The organism is Candidatus Brachybacter algidus, assembly GCF_016707225.1.
Classification (GTDB): Bacteria; Bacteroidota; Bacteroidia; order Chitinophagales; family Saprospiraceae; genus Parvibacillus; species Parvibacillus algidus.
Window position 1 is genome coordinate 1,401,176 of the sequence record NZ_JADJID010000001.1, and the last position, 18,604, is coordinate 1,419,779.

Here is an 18,604-nt window from a genome sequence, read left to right on the forward strand (position 1 = left end):
ACTTATACATTGTAATTTTTATAACTTAATTTGTGCCCTGAAAGACGATATGGCTGGAAATGGCTTTGTTAGTGTATTTTAGACAATAAGTTTTATTTAAATTATTTTTGAACTGCCTTAAATGTTTGAACCTCAATTGATAAAAAGATTCGGCTTCTTGATTATTTTACTTTGTTTTATCAATATGAAAACAGAGGGTCAGAATGATCAATTAAGTAATGCTATTGAAATCGAAGAAAGCATTGAATCCATTATTGCAGCCAATCCTGATTTAAGTGATGCCCAATTAAATGAGATCACAGAGAGACTCAATGCTATCTATCAAAGCAAAGTAGATATTAATACTTCTGATCTTAGAGTGTTTACAGAGCTATTGCTTCTCAACGATATACAGATTCAGGCTATTCTTGTTCACAGAAATAAGTATGGAAAATATGCTGCACTTTATGAATTGCAGACAGTCAATTCTATTGAACTTTCAGATATTAAAAGGATCCTACCATATTTAAAACCTATCGGAATAGAGGGAGTTACGCCTTTCGATTGGAATATGCTTTATAAAGGAAATAAAACCATACTTGCTCGTTATACCAAGCTATTACAAGATCAGAAGGGCTATCTAGGAGACGAACCTAAATATTTGGGTAGTAATGAAAGATATTCTATCAGGTTCAGACATGTTGTTCCTGGCAGAGTAAGCATTGGATTTGGAATGGAAAAGGATGCAGGAGAGCCATTTTCAAGGAAGTACAATGATCTGTTTTTTGACTTTACTACTTTCCATATATATCTCGAGAATGTCAATAAACTAGTTAAAAGAGTTGTAATAGGCGATTTCCAAGCGTCAGCAGGGCAGGGGCTCATACTTTTTTCAGGTTATGGATTTGGTAAAAGCGCTTTTACTACAGCTGTTAAAAAAAATGAACGTAGCCTGCGCCCTTCAACTTCTCTTAATGAGATCAATGCGCTCAGAGGTGCAGGTGTTGAATTGAATATTGCAAAAAATACATCATTTATGGTTTTTGGTTCTATTAGAAGAAGTGATGGCAATGCTATTATTCCTGATTCTATAGAAAATGATCAGGAGCAAATCATCTCATCACTGCAGATGGCCGGACTCCACCGCACATTGTCTGAAATTGAAGACAAGGGCTATGTAAAACAGATTACTGCCGGTTCCACATTGAAATATGCCGGAACAAAGTTTTCTATAGGTATAAATACTGTCTACGACAAGCTTGACAAAAGTTTGCAACCATCGGATCGTGGTTATAATAAATATTACTTTTCAGGAAAGGAAGCGTTGAACTCGAGTGTTGATTACACATACTTTCTTCGTAATGTAGTATTGTTTGGAGAAACAGCTGTTAATCCTGCCAAATCAATTGCCACAGTAAATGGCGCATTAATCGGGCTCCATCCTAAGGTTTCCCTTGCTTTGATGTTCAGACATCTTCCTAAAGAATATTATAGCCTTCATGGGAAAGTTTTTTCAGACCAGACCGCTACTACTAATGAAACAGGTTTTTATATAGGTACGGAAATAAAGCCTTCCCCAAGGTTTGTTATTAATGCTTATGCCGATTTTTATAAACATTCTTGGCCTACTTTTCAAGCTGATGGTCCGTCAGAAGGTAATAGTTATTTAATAAAACTTTCTTACCAGAAGCGCAAGAAATGGGATACCTATATACAATTCAGATACCAATCTGAGCAAGTGACAGGTACCAATGATGTATTAATTCCAGCGCTTTTCTCAAGAGAAAAAGCCGATATCAGATTTCATTTTAATAGAAAGGTAGGAAATTACCTAGCCTGGAGTAGCCGGTTTGATTATGTTCATTTAATTCTCCCTGGTGATAACACTGAAAATAGTTACCTTATGTATCAGGAACTTTGGGCGAGACCTTTGGGTAAACCTTTTAGTGGATTTATTAGATTCGCTGTATTCAATGTTGAGTCATACCAGAGCAGAATATATTCTTACGAGCACTACATGGCTTATGACTCGAGAAACCTGCAATTCGAAGGTATTGGAAATAGATTTGTTTCTGGCGTAAGGTGGAAGTTTTTTAATGGTATTACAATAGAAGCCTCTTACAATGCTACTAAATATTCAGACAGAACTGCTATTGGATCTGGTAATGATCAAATTTTAGGAAATTTGCGTTCCGAATTCAGAGCTCAGGTAAGGTATGGGTTTGGAGATTAGTTTCTATGGGTAATCAATAATCAGTAATCAGTAATCAGTAATCAGTAATCAGTAATCAATAATCAGTAATTTAAGAATTACTACAAATTCGTAAAGAAGGAACTATTTATATAAAATTGTACTATTTCTCACCTTCTCACCTTCTCACTATTTTCCGTAATTCTGTTCATATACTGTCCATGGCGTTTTCTTGTAATGATCTTCGCCGAAGAACTTAACAATCTTAATAAATTCTTTGGCTTCCTGGTATCCTTGAATCGGCTGAATCACATTTAATTCTTCATCAATGAAAACCACACTTGGATAACTAAGTCTTCCGCCAGTGATTTCAAGAGCAAATTGGTTATAACCTTTACCTTTATTAGCTACGTATGAATAAACTTTGTCATTGAAAGTAATGTCATTTTTATACTCGGCATCGAGTTTGACTGGATAGTAGTACTTGTTGATATAGGTAGCAATCTCTTCATTGGCAAAGGTATTCTTATCCATTACCTTACACCATCCGCACCAGTCCGTATATAGATCAATGATGATTTTCTTCTTTTTAGCTTTATTCAGCTCGATTACTTCATCTATGCTATACCACTTGATTTTACAAGAAGTCTTATGACTAGCCTTAACACTATTATTTTGAGCCCTGGATTCGAAAGAACCGGATATAAATAATGCTCCTAAGAATAATATTACGAAATTAATTTTCAACTGCATATAAATTATTGCTTGTACAAATAAACAACTTTTGAACAATTTGTAGTCTATATTGATCTCGAATTTTAGTGAATTTAATATTACTTTAACCATTTGTGATGATAATAATAGGATTCATCTAACAGCAATTTTAAAGACATACCGATTATACCAATTGGCCTTTACATAAATTATAGCGAGTATTATGGTTATATTTTTTTTTAATATTAAAATCCTTAAAAAACTTGATTCTTTTAAGTAATGGAGTAGGTAGACTAAAATCTTTTAGTAATTTAAATCATTCTTCCACTTAATATCTTAATTTTGATGCATACGATAGTTCTTTATCAATAATTTACATAATTTCTCTAAAATAGTTTAAGATGAAATTCATTAAACGATTTTTTATTGGTCTTTTCTTACTACTAGTAGTTGCTTTGATAGCTGGCCTATTCATGAAAAAAGACTATCATATTGAGCGCAATGTGACAATTGATGCCCAGAAGGATAAGGTTTTTGATTATATTAAGTATTTAAAAAATCAGGATAATTACAGCTTCTGGAACAAGCAGGATCCTGAAATGACAAAAAACTATACCGGCAATGATGGTGAAGTTGGATTTGTTTCATCTTGGGTTGGGAATGATAAAGTTGGGACAGGAGAACAAGAAATAATAGGGATAAAAGAAGGAGATCGATTGGATCTTGAACTGCGGTTTAAAAAGCCCTATAAGATGTCCAACAGTGCTTATATGACCACTGATGCAGTTTCGGAAAATCAAACAAAGGTAACATGGGCCTTTGATGGCAAGATGAATTATCCTATGAATGTTATGATGCCTATTATTAATATGGATAAAATGTTAGGAGATCAATTACAGGCTGGGTTGAACGACTTGAAAATTATTTTAGAAAAAATACAGACAGAAAAACGTGTTGAACCTTCGGTTCCTGTTGATTCCGCAAATACAATCAATTAATATGTTAAAACAATTTGGTATTGAAATGAAATGGGGAATAATATTTTCGGTCATGACACTTATTTGGATAACAATGGAAAAAGCTGTCGGTTTGCATGATCAGTATATTGATAAGCAAATGATCTATACGAATTTAATAGCCATTCCAGCCCTCATTTTGTACTTTTTGGCCCTTTTAGAAAAGAAGAAGAAATTCTATCATGACCAAATGGACTTTAAAGAAGGATTAAAAGCTGGACTTGTAATAACATTGGTCATAGCAATTTTGTCTCCACTTGTAAGATATATTGCATTCACTTACGTTTCCCCTATGTACTTAACGAATATGGTCTCATATTTCGTGGAGAAAAAAATTATGACACAAGAACAGGCTTTATTTCAATTTTCTTTAAATAATACTATCAAGGAGGCTGCTTATAATTCACTTGTGATGGGTGTAATCGCTGCAGCTATTGTGGTTGCTTTCATTAGATCGAAGAACAAAAACATTACCAATGAGAAATAAATATTTTAATAATCTAGTAAATTAATTAGCTTTCTTTATAGATTATTTTGTTTTTATACCAGTGTTTTATATTTTTACATTCGACTTAAAGGAGTCTCACCCGATTTATTTAATTTCTTAAACTTCAAATCATGATCACCATCCATGAATTACCTGCATTAAGGCTATTGCTTTCATTAGTTATTGGCATTATATGTGCCCCATTGATAGATCTCTATGATCCATCTGTTCAGGTTAATCTTATTTCTGTCTCTATTGGCTTGATTGCCACTTTATTTCTGGTAAATCTAAAATTCAAACTAAGGCACCTAAGCACTATACTACAATTATTCATAGGAGCCATAGTTACCATTGTAGTTATCACTTTAACAGATCCACGGAATAGTCCGACACACATTACTACATTTTCTCAGACTGCAGACAATTCTAAAATTGAAGTAATAGCGATCTGCAGCGATCCAGTTAGTAAGAAGAATAGCTATCAGATCCCACTAGATCTTATAGCAATAAAATCGCATTTGGATAAAGGATATAAAGTGGCTACTGGAAAGGTCATGATTTATGCAAAAAATTTAGCCAAAGTACCTATGCCAGGAGATAAGATCAAGTTTTTAACAATTTTGAAAGATCCTGATCCTCAAATAAATCCCAATGCATTTGATTTTGGCCAATACTTAAAAAGACAGAGAGTTTACAAAATCGGTTTTGTCAAAAGTAATGAAATTGAGATCCTAGAACCATGCAGTGGTTTTAATATTAAAAATTTAACCTTACGAATGAGAGATTGGCTGCTGGAAAGATCATGCTTGCTCATAGGAGACAATGAAATAGCAGACGTATCTGCCGGACTTTTATTTGGATATCGGGATAAAATAGATGAGGAAACCAATCAACAATTTATAAATAGCGGAGCAGTTCATTTATTAGCAGTTTCGGGCATGCATGTTATTCTGATCTTCACTAACATTAGATCACTATTAAGAAGGATTCGGTTGAATAAATTGCTATCTGATACTTGGGTATCAATCATTTCAATATTAATGATATGGATATTTAGTTTCTTAGTTGGACTGGCAGCTTCGATTGTAAGAGCCACTATCATGCTTTCTTTGTTGATCTTTGGAGAAATTTTCAGGAAACAAACCAATACCCTCAATATAGTCTGTGCAGGTGCAGTGATCATGCTGATTTATGATCCTATGACTTTGTGGGATGTAGGATTCCAACTCTCATTTGCAGCGGTTATAGGAATTATTCAACTTCAAAAGGCAGTTAGGCAATGTTTACCAGCCATAATTTGCCGTTCTAAAACACTTACAGATTTAATCTCAGTTACATTTGCAGCACAATTAGGGACATTACCATTGATATTGTATTATTTTCATCAATTTCCAATATATTTCTTAATAACCGGGATTGTCGCAGTAGTAATATCAGATTGGATCATTAAGATTGGATTTGTCATCATACTTATATCGTTGATATATTATCCCTTAGCTGAATACTTTTCACTAGCATGGTATGGCGCGACATTTGCGTTGGTATTTAGTATAGAATTGATCAATAAGCTCCCAAACGTACTCATTGACCGGATATATTTTGATCTGCCGATGGCCTTGATTACTTCTTTTATTATTCTCGCCTTAATTATTCATCAACATAAAACAAATCCAAGGCTTAGATCGCATATTACAGTAGGTGTCTTACTATTAATTCTGTTGGATTTTAGGTCAATATGGAGCAATCAAGATATACAGCGAGTTACACAGTATCAAAACAAAAATTCCAGAATAGTTGAAGTCCAAAATGGGTTAAATTCATTTTTAATAGTTGATGATGATATCACAGATAAGACAATTTCAAATACAGTTCTTGGTAATCAAATTAAAAATAATATAAAGGAATCAAGTACAATAAGAATAAAAAAAGGGGAGGATTTAGGCTTCACATTTGGCGAAAAAGATTACTTTCTTCCAGCCGAAAATAATACACAAGATGCTTCTGAGAAAGTCATCGTCATCAGTTTGCCTAAACAAAATGAATAGGACTTAGGTATAAGAGAAAACTAATTATTCCTAGTTAGACCAGAACCCTAAAAGTCTTTCGATTACTCAATCTTAAGTTAAATTTCGAAACAAGAAATCAGATGCTTACCCAATAAAAGTAAAACGATGACTAGCTTGCCCGACTAATAGGGTAGGTGGGAAAGCTCCGATGGTTGCTTCCTGTAAATGTTTCCAATTACTAAAATTAAAAAAACTCTAAAAGATAATAACATATTGAATTTCAATATAATAGATTATTGTTTTTGAAATTTATATAAATTATATATCATTGATAATCTATACCATAAACATAAGTGTAAATATGGAATACAAAATTAATTTATGCTTATATGTTTTGTCAAACTATAAAAATGTGTTTAATTTTGTTCTGAAAGTTAAGCTGAGTGGCATTTATGCTTCCTTCCTCTTTCAGAACACTTGATAATTTATTTGCATAGCCTTAAAACAATTGTACATTTGTGCCTTCTAATTTAAAAATATATATGTTCTGGACACAGGAATTGCTGAAGGCTATCAATAAAGATCAACCTCAATTGATTAACGATTCTAAAACACCTTCAGGTGAGCCCCATATAGGTTCATTACGCGGCGTATTAATACATGATGCTATTTATAAAGTTCTAAGAGATGAAGGTTATAACGTAAGATATACCTTTGGTTCTGATGATTATGATCCGGTCGATGAGATACCTAAAGGACAAGATGAGCATTTCTCAAAATATCTTGGAATGCCATTATGTAATGTTCCCGCACCTCCGGGTTCAGAATTTAGTGACATGGCGGATCATTTCATTTCAGGATTTTTCAAAATTTTCGATACTCTTGGGGTTGAAGCTGAAAAATACCGCATGAGGGATATCTACCGCAGCGGTCAATTTAATGAGGCAATTGAGCAAATATTGAATAACTCTGATGCCATTAGAGGAATCTATAAAAAAGTAAGCGGCTCTGAGAAGTCAGATAAGTGGTATCCTTTCCAAACTATTTGCGAAAATTGTGGTAGAATAGGTACGACAGAAGTAATTGATTTCGATGGGAAAGAGGTGACATACATTTGTCATCCTAATATGGTCAAATGGGCTCAGGGTTGCGGTCATACAGGTAAAATGTCCCCATTTGACGGAAATGGCAAACTTCCTTGGAAGCTGGAATGGGTTGCAAAATGGATGACTTGGGGCATCACTATAGAAGGAGCAGGTATGGATCACTCAACAAAAGGTGGCTCTCGAGATGTTTCGTCAAGTGTTTTGAGAAATGTATTCAATAAAATTCCACCATTAAACATTCCTTATGGATTTTTTCTAACTGATGGTGCTAAGATGTCCTCTTCGAAAGGGATAGGAGCTACAGCAAGAGAAATGAGCAATTTCTTACCAACTGAGATACTTAGGTATTTAATGTTAAGCACTCCGCCAAAAAGAGCAATCAACTTTTCACCCACTGAAAATTTTATTGTCAAATTATATAATGACTTTGACGGAGTTCGAGCAGGTGCATTCTCAGGAAGTGAAGAAAAAGAAGCACAAAAAGAAACGTACAGAATTTCTGAATTGGACAATTCTACCAACTATCAAATTCCAGGTTTTTCATTAATCAAAAACCTCATCCAGTTACCACATGTTGATATTTATAATGAGGCTAAGATTATCAAAGGAAGTGAACTTAACACTTTAGAGCTAAATAGATTAGATGGTCGCATTAAATCAGCTAAATTCTGGCTTGAGAATTTTGCTGAAGATGAAGATAAGTTTGAAGTTCAGGATAATCTTTCTGACGAAATTCTCTCTAAACTTGATGCTGAAAATTTAGGATTCATTAAGCAGTTCAGGGAAGATCTTCCAAAAATAGAATGGAAAGAATCACTTATTCAACAACAGATATTTGATTCATCCAGGATGGTTCCAACTTTGCCTAAGGTTAGTTTCAAAGCAATGTATACCTTGTTTCTGAATAAAGACAAAGGCCCTCAAGTTGGTAATTTATTATTTTATCTTGGTCGAGAACTAGTTTTAGATAGGTTGAATCAAGTGAAAATCAATGAGAAGGAGATTTGGGAGGGATGCAGTGTCAACCTTGAAGAAATCATCACATATATTCAGGAAAATTCAGAGAAAATAAGCTCATCTTCATATAAATTGAATGCTGGAGATAAATATTCATCCATAGAAATAATGTTTTCAACGCACGATGGTCATACCACACTTAGACGATTGTTTTTTGATAAGATCATTTTATACGCAGAGGCAGCCTCTATTATAGATGAAATTAAAAACCAAACTACTTTAGATATTACTGAATAAATATGAACCAACTTACTTTCTCTGTAATCCCATTTAAAGACCTATCCAGTATAGCACTGTATAATATTCTTTTCATGAGAGAACAGGTGTTTGCATTGGAGCAAAATTGTCTTTATCAGGATATCGATGGATTAGATGTTGCCGCATTTCATGTTTTAGGGTACGACGAACAGAATGAACTGGTCGCTTACTGCCGTTTATTGCCACCAGGTAAACCTTATGAAGGCTATTATTCGATAGGAAGGGTCTTGACCACTAAGAATGGAAGAGGCAAAGGTTATGGTCAGCTGCTTATGGCAGAAGCAATGAAAATTCTCAAGGAAGAAGATGCTGAAATGCCTATTAAAATAGGTGCTCAATATTATTTAAAGAAATTCTATGCTACTTTTGGATTTGTTCAAACAGGAGAAATATACGATGAAGATGGTATAGACCACATTCATATGATATTTAATTATAAAAGCTAATATATAGTCAGTTTATAAAATATAAAATTATGTCTTCTAAGCATATTGATATGAAGAAAGTAAGCTTTGCAGGCTTACTAATCACCTTAGGCATTATTTATGGAGATATAGGTACTTCTCCATTATATGTGATGGGAGCTGTTATCAGTGGTGTACCGGTTTCGGAACTATTGATTATTGGAGCGATATCTTGTGTGATTTGGACTTTAACACTAGCGACCACAGTCAAGTATATTCTTATCACTCTTAGGGCAGATAATAACGGTGAAGGAGGCATCTTATCACTTTTTTCACTTGTAAAAAGGCAGAAAAAATGGCTTATAGTAGTTGCGATTATAGGTGGTGCAATGATGATTGCAGATGGTATAATTACTCCTAGTATAACTGTTTCATCAGCTATTGATGCCTTAAAAATATACAATGCAGATATTCCGACGATCCCGATCGTTATTTTTATTCTCTTGGGGTTATTCTTTGTTCAACGATTCGGTACTGCATTTATTGGAAAATCTTTTGGCCCAATTATGGTTATTTGGTTTTCAATGTTGGGAATATTGGGTTTTATTCAAATCCTTGACATGCCAATCGTACTCAAAGCTTTCAATCCATATTATGCTTTTGAAGTGCTGAAAGAAAACCCTAAGGGATTAGCAATATTAGGAGCTATATTTCTATGTACTACAGGAGCTGAAGCATTATACAGTGATCTGGGCCATTGTGGAAGGAAAAACATACAAGTATCATGGATCTTTGTAAAGACATGCCTTGTACTTAATTACCTTGGTCAGGGAGCTTTTTTATTGCATCATGTGGGTGATGTTTATACTAAAAGTGTATTCTATTCTATTATGCCTCCTTGGTTTTTACCTGCTGGTATAGTAATATCCACACTTGCCTCTATAGTAGCCAGTCAGGCACTTATCTCAGGATCATTCACCTTGGTAAGTGAAGGGATATCACTCAATATATTTCCTAAACTTACTGTGGAATATCCATCCAATATAAAAGGTCAATTATATATACCACTAGTCAATACATTTCTATTAATAGGTTGTATTGCAGTCGTGCTCTATTTCCAGGATCCATTAAAAATGGAAGCAGCATACGGATTGGCTATTACTTTTACTATGCTAATGACTACTATCCTCCTCTTCTTTTATATGAAGATGAAGAAAATCAATCCAATCTTCACTTATGGTGTCACTATCCTTTTTGCTAGCTTAGAATCTATCTTTATGTTGGCAAACTTCAGCAAAATATGGCATGGAGGCTACATCACATTAACTATAGCTTTCATTATTATATTTTTAAACTGGGTTTGGGTAAGAGCTTCCAGAATCAAAGGCAGACACGCCCAGTATGTTAAACTTCAGCATTATGACGATCAGTTGGCATCATTGTCCAATGACCTCACATATCCAAAGTATGCCACACATCTAGTATATCTGACTAAATCAAAAGTAGAGGACGAAGTTGAAAAGGGCATCCTATATTCAATCCTCCAAAAACAACCCAAGAGAGCTGATTACTATTGGTTGATTAATATCCAGGTGGATGAAGACCCTTTTAGAATGGACTACCATGTTAATACCTTGATTAAAGAAGACCTTATAAGGGTTACATTTTATTTGGGTTTTAGGGTGCAACAAAGGATCAGTGTTTTCTTAAGATATGTCGTTACTGATATGCTTGAAAAAGGCGAATTGAAATTTAAAGAGAAATACCATTTTATGAAAGAATCCAATGGAGTAGGGGACTTTCAATTTATTTACCTAGAAGATGTCTTATCTTATGAAAGTAAAGACAAATTTATTGAGAAGTTCATATTGAGTTTTCAGATTGCTGTCAAAAAGCTCACAGCTTCACCTGAGAAATGGTTTGGGTTAGATACATCCGTTGTAAAAGCCGAAAAGGTACCTCTGATCATTAGACCCATCACAGGTATTTCACTCAATAGATTAGATAAGCCGCGATTAAATTAAAACAATTTATTTTTTCTTTAATATCATATAATCCTGAAAGTCGTTACTTTCATGTGGCACGTGCTTTTGCCAATATCCTTTAACATACTTTTCTAAAATAAAGCCATTTTTTTCGATTAAGGAAATCAAATAACTTAGATCTAAAGCGACATTTGCCGATTTTACTTTTTGGTCCATTAAATAATAATGACCATAATCATAAGGAAAACTAAAATCTTCATTTGCATTATTCTGGTCCTTTTCTATGATGAAAAAAGTTGCAAATAAAATACCACCTTGTTTTAATGTTCTCGCAGTCTCTGCCAAGTAGTTATTGATTTCATGCGGCAACATGTGTGTAAAAACAGAAACTGATATAGCAAAGTTGAAATGATCTGTTGCATATGGAAAAGCAAAAGTGGATGCATCAATACCTGATGACTTATAAAGATCGTTAGAAAGATCTACGTATTTGAATTGAAAATTTGGAAATTTACTTTGAATATTTATCTGGCACCAATCAACTCCCTGTTGCACAGCGTCAAAACCTTCATATTCCCCAGTTTTTAAATATGAAGTAAGCCCTACAGCCATCCTACCTATGCCGCTTCCAATGTCTAATAATTTATCATCAGACAATAATCCACCTTCTTCTATAAATTTATTGGTCCAATACTTTCCGGCTTTCAAAAAATCTCCTCGTCCAGTATAAATTAAACCTTTGGGAGGAATAAGGTTATTTTTCGGAGAAAATAAATCCACTGGCCAATAAACTAGCTTTCGTACGAATAAGCGCAATTGCGGACTTAGAGCATAATAAATATTTCTTAACATGAATGGAAATTGGAAAAATACAATTATTATTTCTCATTCTTTGTTTCCATAGTATCCTTTGGTTCCAAAATATCTTTGGCTGGATCACTTTCAGGGACATTATAATTTTTTTGCTTTTTGCCAAAAACACTTACATTGACATATCTTTTAGGATTCAACCTAAGATCTTGCATAAGTAAATCCAATTGCTTTGAAGTTCTTTCCAAATTAAGATAAAGACCATCATCATTAACAAGTTTACCTAAAGTACCTTTTCCTGAATTGACGCCTTTCATTATACCGGAGAGTTCGCCAATTGCTTTGTTTGCACCTTCAAGAGTTGTTTTAAGTTCAACCATTCTATCATTGGCTGTGCCAAAGGTAGTATTAGCAGTCTTAATTGTCTTATCCAGTTCAGCATCCCTGATTTGACCTGAAATATTATTAAAGTTATCTAGTAATGCAGCTATTTCCTTGTTCTTATTATTTATATTACCAGTGATACCATTCAAGTTAGCAAATGTCGCTTGGAGGCTGGCATTTGACCCTTGGAGTAAGAGGTTAAACTGGTTGGTAAGAAGTTGGAGATTGGCAATTGTTGCAGATAGATTTTTCATTGCAAGCCCTACACCTTGTGATTTGTCGACACCTTTGAAATAGTCATTGATCGTATCCAGAATCCCAGTAGCGCCATTTTCTATCTGTGACATATATTTTTGGAGATCTTCGGGATCACCCAACATAGAAGTAAGGACACCTTTGGTCCTACCTTGGAGGAAATCGCCACTCTTTGCAAGGTCACCTGATGCGGTACTTTCAAATGTAAGATTTACTGCTTTTGCACCCATGAGACCTACGTCTACAATTTCTAAAACAGATGATTTGGGCACTTTTATATCCTTTGAAACTTCAATTTCTACTTCGACCAATTCAGTATTTGTTGGTTTGAGATACATATCCACCACAGTCCCTACCTGAAATCCATGAATATATACAGGAGTGCCTATCGTAAGATTTTTTACATTGCTGAAATCTGAATAGAATGTTTGGTTGGAAGAAAAGACGCTTTGCCCTTTTAAAAACTTCAATCCAAAAATTACTGTCACAAGGGCTACTATTGCCAGAATACCAATTTTTACTTCTTTTTTCATAAATTTATTATATAAATCCACCGTATTATATCACGGAGATCACTCATATCAAATTATTTGTTAATTATAGAACAATTTAAAGTTTATACTAATCTTGTTGCAAATCTAATAAAACATTAGAGAATTGTGTAATGTTCATTTAATCCATCAGCAATATTCATAGAATGCAATTTTACCAAATGAAGTTCAATGTAAGACACAAAAAACTAATATTTACTTTTATTAAAAGTACTGTTTAGTAATAGATTTGGATATCATTGAATAAATGTTCTGTAAATTAGGATTGGCAGATAAAGCATCAATATGCCGCTGGATTATTTTCTTATCATCACGCATAGCGGGACCAGTCTGTGCTTTAGCCGGTGAAATTGACTCGATCTTATTAATAGTTTCGCGAATTAAGGGCATCATGATATTGAAGTCAAGATCATTTTTGTTTAGCCAACTTTCAGATAGGCTGAAAAGATGATTAACAAAATTATTGACAATCACTGCTCCTATATGAATATTGAGTCGCTGATCATCACTTACTACCTGCGTAATATCAGATAATTGAAGAGCTAGTTCCTTTATAGATTGATCGTTTGAATCGTTATTAGAATTTACGAATATTGGAATTTCTTTCCAATTTACCTCCTTATTTAGACTAAAGGTCTGCAATGGATAAAATGATCCGAAGTTTCTATACCCCAAATCCTTAAATATTGCTGTTCCTGTAGAACCTGAAGTATGAAGAATAAAATAGTGATAATTCCGAAAATACTCTGCGATTTCAGGTATAGCATCATCAGATACTACAATGAATGTAACAGGGGTTTCTAAATCAAATTCTTCTAGGCCATGACAATTCACTTTGTCAGAAATTGATAAAAACAAATCCTTATTCCTCCGATGTCTGGATAAGATATTTATTTGTTGAATCTCAGATATCAAAGAAAATCCCTTTGCTAAATGGTAAGCTACATTTCCTTCACCAATTATCTGAAGTTTCTCAGGAAGCATTTTAAACTTTTTGTTGCTTTTTTCTCTTAGCCCAGAACCCTAAACCTAAACCCATCATCATCATCAAGCTCCCAAACCAGAAAAAATTGATTCCTGGGAAGACGACTGCTTCTAATACAATATAGTCAGCCCTTGTTGAATTCTCTGCTACTTTGATAGGAATATCTTTTCCAAGTGTTTTGAGAATGTTGACTTCAAAAGTGGCACTTTCATCCTTTGGATCGATCTTAACCAATGCAATGAAGGCATTAAATTCATTAATATAAACTTTGTCGCTTTTTGATGATTGCCCAATTATTTCAAATTGAGGACTTCCAACCACATTCCCTTGATTATTCAATATTTCAGCTGACACTACCACCTTTTCGCCACTTTTATCCTTCATTACAAACTTCTCAAACGTGAGTTCTTTACCTGCAATATTAAATTTATCTCCTGGCTTTACTTTAATGGTAAATGTTTGATTGTCATCCTTGTCAAACAATGGCTTAAAAATATTCTGGTCAAGGTCTATTTTTGTTGCCAGATCATTTATTTGGGCTGGATAAGACATTAATATCTCATCTCTTAAAACGATGACTGGCATAGCTTTGTAAACAGAATCATTTTTCATATTACCTACTTCCAGCATTAGGCCGATAGCGATATCACCTATCTCAGGCTTGTATTCCTTGTGTTTCGGTTCAAAAGTTATACCGGTAGCCTTTATATAGCTACGTTTAGTATATAACGTGTCATTTATATTAACCTTGTAAGGTTTAAAATCCAAAGAATCAGTTTTTGCTTTTGCTTGTTCCTGGTTTATCTCTTCAGGAGGCAGTGAAGCGATATGAACATAGATATCCTTGGTTAAAGTGCGAAGAGTAGAAGGATTTGATGCAGCTACTTTGGAAAAATCCCTCTCATAGACTATATTGGGATTTAAATCAAAATTTTTAACTTTATTGCCCTTTTCATCCAACTTCGAAAATCTGATGTCAAATGTCCTATTATTGTCAATTATAGTATCGCCTTTATAATTAACCTCATAACCACTCATGGTCATAGGTGAACCTTTGATAAGTAGAACATTTTTACCAAGATCCTCATCTGCTATCATTCCACGCTGAGTAAATGGATTAGTCGAAATAAATCGCTTGTTAAGACCTGATGCTAGTATTCCAACCAACATCAAACCGAATCCCATGTGTGAAATTACTGAACCGGCAAATTTTGGTTGTTTCCTAAGATAAATCCAAAAGTAAGTCAGGTTACTTAGAAATGTAAAAACACCGGCTCCAAAAAATATATAGTACTGCCAAGAAACCATATCAAGCTGATAAGAAGCCAAAAATGTCAACAATAATGATAAGGTTGCAAAAATTCCCATTCTAATAAAAAAAGTCTTATATCGACTTTTAAAATTACTTTCCTTGTACCTTAGGAAATAAGTAAAACCTGACAAAATAGCAACGAAAACTGCCGTCCAGAGCTGAAACTTATTATAATGACCTATCACATCCAAAGGAGCACTTCTATGATATTGTGTGAGATTCGAATTAAATATACCTGCAAAGAAATCAAGTAACTTATTGTATACAGGAATTGAGGTAGTAAAAGTGATTAATACTGCTGAGAAAATTAGAACCAATGAACCTATAAACATCCAGAATTCTCTGGAACTAACATCTTCTTCTGTTTTTACTTGAGAAATACCTTTTGATCTCTTAAAGAATAAAACAGTAAAACCTATCAAGTAAGTCATCAAAAATATAATTAGCTGCCATTCCAATCCCATTTCAGTAAATGCATGAGCTGAGGTATCGCCCAATACACCACTTCTGGTAAGAAAAGTACTGAAAAGTATTAAGATAAAGGCTGATCCATAAAACCAATAAGTACTAACTATTGATCTACCAGTGGCTTTCGATATCATATTTGTATGGATACCGGCTACGAGCACTATCCATGGCACTAGCGACATGTTTTCAACAGGATCCCAAGCCCAATAGCCATTAAAGCTCAAAGCCTCATATGCCCAAGCGGAACCCATTAGAATACCAGTACCTAATACAGAACCTGCCAATAAAGCCCAAGGCTGAACAGCAGTCAACCATTCTTTATGTTTTCTCGTGATTAATCCGGCTACTGCAAAACAGAACGGGAAAGTAGTCAAGGCAAAACCAAGAAATAGAGTAGGAGGGTGAATAGTCATCCAGTAATTCTGAAGCAGCACATTCATACCTTTTCCCTTGATAACTGAAAGGTAATCAGGTCTTGAGAAGATAGGTGCCTCCATCACATCTCTAAGGAGAACAAACGGAGAAGAACCAAATTTTGAAACTGTATCACCTAATGATATATGAATTCCCAGAAGCATACACAATAAAAACGCCTGAACGGTACACAGGACCGGCATAGTCGTATTTTCCCATTCTTTAGATTTGAATAGTAAAACTATTCCAATTACAGAATGCCAAAGTATCCAAAGTAAAAAACTTCCTTCCTGACCTTCCCAAAAAGCAGAAAGTATGTATTTCATAGGTAAGTCCTCACTTACGTGCATCCATACATATTGATACTCATAATAATGATTAGCCATCATGAATAACAACAACATAAAAATACTGATGCAGCTGAATGCATGCAAAAGATATGTGTTTCTTGCAAAAGTCTTCCATTGATTGGAAATAAGAATATCTCTTCTACTTTTATAGGAAATAAGATAAGTTATAGCAGCTAATATTGCTGTTACAAAAGCCAAAACTACTAGTCCATGACCTAAAGCTCCGAACCACAGATGTTCTCCGGAATAATTAATTTGATCCATAATGGTTAATACTTAATTGAAAGGTGGGATCAAATTTGTTTTGATTTAATATAAATTTCTTCGTTTTTATACTTTGAAGGACACTTCATAAGAAGATCTGATGCCTCAAATGCACCATCTCTAAAACTTCCTGTGACCACGATTTGTTCGGAAAGCTCAAAATCTTGAGGTTTAGCAGCACGCAGAACTACCTTCTTTTCTACACCCTGATTATCCTTAATGAAAAAAGAGAAGTAGTTAGGGTCTTTTGAAGGCTCATAAGTCATAGACTTATCTTTGGCAAGTATTCCTACTACTTTTGTTTTAACTCCGGTTTTTTCTGCAGTAGCAAAATTACCGTAGGTAGATAAGTCTTTACTTGCGTATATTAATACAGCTATAGATGTTACTATCAAAAGGATTAGTACTATTTGCATTTTTTTCATAGACAAAAATTCATTTCAACCGGATAAATAAAATATTATGATTAAATATTTTAACTATTTTATATATAAACAAAGGTAATAATTCTACAGCAGTATTTGCTCAAAATTAAATTAATCGAATACAACTATAATTATTTTGAAGGGAAATGGTTCACCATTAATATGTTAACGATGTTTTTTCTTATTGAGAAATAAGATTAGTCCAAATCCAACAATAAAGGAAAATATAAGTATGAATACTGCCCCATACTCATTGTGGGAGAAAGGTAGTGGGATATTCATACCGAAAAATCCTGTAATAATGGTAGGCACCATTAGCATAATCGTTACAAAGGTAAGTCTTTGGATATCTACATTCATGTTGTTGCTGATAATACTTGCAAAAGCCTCCATCGTACTACCTGTAATGACAGTATAAACGTTTGACATCTCAAGCGCCTGACTATTATCGATGATCAAATCCTCATAAATTTCCTCCAATTCTTCATTCAATCCTAATCCTAGAAAATCTATCCTTTTCATCTTGACCTTTAAGAGTTCATTTGCCTTTAGAGAGTTTACAAAATATACAAGGCTCTTTTCGATCCTGAGCATTTGCCATAACTCGCTATTTCTGGAAGAATCATATAATTCCTGCTCCAAAAGGTTCCGTTTTAAGTTCAATTTTTTAAGACATGAAATAAAGCGATATACATTTTGTTCCAAAATTTGCAGAATGAAATGCTGCATATTAGCCGGATCAAAATGCTTGATTTTATTTTCCAGGAACAATTCTAGAACAGGGTTTTCATGAGAACAAATGGTGATAACAGTTTCAGGAGAAAAAATGATACCAATTGGCACAGTGACATATATTGATTCATTCTCTTTATCGGTTTCGTTTAATATTGGGGAGTTCATAACGATTAACCGAATCGGACCATCTTTTTCATAACGGGATCTTTCGTCAATATCTAAAGGGTCTGTAAAAAAGTCTAAAGGGATATTAAGCTTGGAAGAAAGGTCCTCCAGTTCTTCATGTGAAAATGGTGGTTCAATGTTGATCCAGCAGTGAACAGCATAATCCGTCAACCCTATCAACTCTCCATGTTGCTTTGTATAGTATCGAATCATGCCTATCGGGTTCCATTTATCTTATTCTAATGATTAAATATAATATTAGGTGCAAATGTACACTTATACCCTTAACCTACCAAGAAAAGAGTGTATTTATCCATTAAATG

At 34.0% G+C, this 18,604-nt stretch carries 14 protein-coding genes; 7 read left to right on the forward strand and 7 right to left on the reverse strand.

Annotated features, from left to right (window positions below):
- Positions 1–121: 121 nt before the first annotated feature.
- Entirely contained in the window at positions 122–2,212 is a 2,091-nt protein-coding gene (locus IPI15_RS05665; RefSeq protein ID WP_287419442.1) for a ComEA family DNA-binding protein, read from the forward strand.
- A gap of 147 nt (positions 2,213–2,359) precedes the next feature.
- Here IPI15_RS05665 and IPI15_RS05670 read toward each other — a convergent pair whose 3' ends face one another.
- Complete coding sequence (locus IPI15_RS05670) at positions 2,360–2,917, reverse strand: thioredoxin family protein (RefSeq protein ID WP_287401306.1); 558 nt, start codon at positions 2,915–2,917, stop codon at positions 2,360–2,362.
- Between the two features lie 368 nt (positions 2,918–3,285).
- Here IPI15_RS05670 and IPI15_RS05675 point away from each other — a divergent pair, with 368 nt between their 5' ends.
- The 6 genes from IPI15_RS05675 (at position 3,286) to IPI15_RS05700 (ending at position 11,202) form a co-directional block, all read left to right on the forward strand.
- Complete coding sequence (locus tag IPI15_RS05675; protein ID WP_287419444.1) at positions 3,286–3,882, forward strand: SRPBCC family protein; 597 nt, start codon at positions 3,286–3,288, stop codon at positions 3,880–3,882.
- A gap of 1 nt (position 3,883) precedes the next feature.
- On the forward strand, positions 3,884–4,387 hold the full coding sequence (locus IPI15_RS05680; RefSeq protein ID WP_287401308.1) for a DUF4199 domain-containing protein: 504 nt from the start codon (positions 3,884–3,886) through the stop codon (positions 4,385–4,387).
- Positions 4,388–4,518: 131 nt separating this feature from the next.
- Complete coding sequence (locus IPI15_RS05685; protein WP_287401309.1) at positions 4,519–6,432, forward strand: ComEC/Rec2 family competence protein; 1,914 nt, start codon at positions 4,519–4,521, stop codon at positions 6,430–6,432.
- Between the two features lie 503 nt (positions 6,433–6,935).
- Positions 6,936–8,753, forward strand: a complete 1,818-nt coding sequence (lysS, locus tag IPI15_RS05690) for a lysine--tRNA ligase (RefSeq protein ID WP_287419446.1) — start codon at positions 6,936–6,938, stop codon at positions 8,751–8,753.
- Positions 8,754–8,755: 2 nt separating this feature from the next.
- Positions 8,756–9,220 carry a GNAT family N-acetyltransferase gene (locus tag IPI15_RS05695; protein WP_287401311.1) on the forward strand — a complete coding sequence of 155 codons (465 nt, stop codon included), beginning with the start codon at positions 8,756–8,758 and terminating at the stop codon, positions 9,218–9,220.
- Positions 9,221–9,249: 29 nt separating this feature from the next.
- Positions 9,250–11,202 (forward strand): KUP/HAK/KT family potassium transporter, encoded by a 1,953-nt coding sequence (locus IPI15_RS05700; protein WP_287401312.1) that lies wholly within the window; start codon positions 9,250–9,252, stop codon positions 11,200–11,202.
- A gap of 6 nt (positions 11,203–11,208) precedes the next feature.
- On the opposite strand, the gene IPI15_RS05705 is transcribed toward IPI15_RS05700, so the two are convergent.
- The 6 genes from IPI15_RS05705 to IPI15_RS05730 form a co-directional block, all read right to left on the reverse strand.
- Positions 11,209–12,015, reverse strand: coding sequence for a class I SAM-dependent methyltransferase (locus IPI15_RS05705; protein WP_287419447.1), 807 nt, complete (start codon positions 12,013–12,015; stop codon positions 11,209–11,211).
- A gap of 26 nt (positions 12,016–12,041) precedes the next feature.
- Positions 12,042–13,145 carry an MlaD family protein gene (locus tag IPI15_RS05710; protein WP_287419449.1) on the reverse strand — a complete coding sequence of 368 codons (1,104 nt, stop codon included), beginning with the start codon at positions 13,143–13,145 and terminating at the stop codon, positions 12,042–12,044.
- Positions 13,146–13,367: 222 nt separating this feature from the next.
- On the reverse strand, positions 13,368–14,147 hold the full coding sequence (locus tag IPI15_RS05715) for a Rossmann-like and DUF2520 domain-containing protein (protein WP_287419451.1): 780 nt from the start codon (positions 14,145–14,147) through the stop codon (positions 13,368–13,370).
- Between the two features lies 1 nt (position 14,148).
- Positions 14,149–16,956 carry a cytochrome c biogenesis protein CcsA gene (ccsA, locus tag IPI15_RS05720; RefSeq protein WP_287419453.1) on the reverse strand — a complete coding sequence of 936 codons (2,808 nt, stop codon included), beginning with the start codon at positions 16,954–16,956 and terminating at the stop codon, positions 14,149–14,151.
- A gap of 29 nt (positions 16,957–16,985) precedes the next feature.
- Complete coding sequence (locus IPI15_RS05725) at positions 16,986–17,372, reverse strand: cytochrome c maturation protein CcmE domain-containing protein (RefSeq protein ID WP_287419454.1); 387 nt, start codon at positions 17,370–17,372, stop codon at positions 16,986–16,988.
- Positions 17,373–17,546: 174 nt separating this feature from the next.
- Positions 17,547–18,494, reverse strand: a complete 948-nt coding sequence (locus tag IPI15_RS05730) for a magnesium transporter CorA family protein (protein ID WP_287419456.1) — start codon at positions 18,492–18,494, stop codon at positions 17,547–17,549.
- Between the last annotated feature and the right edge of the window lie 110 nt (positions 18,495–18,604).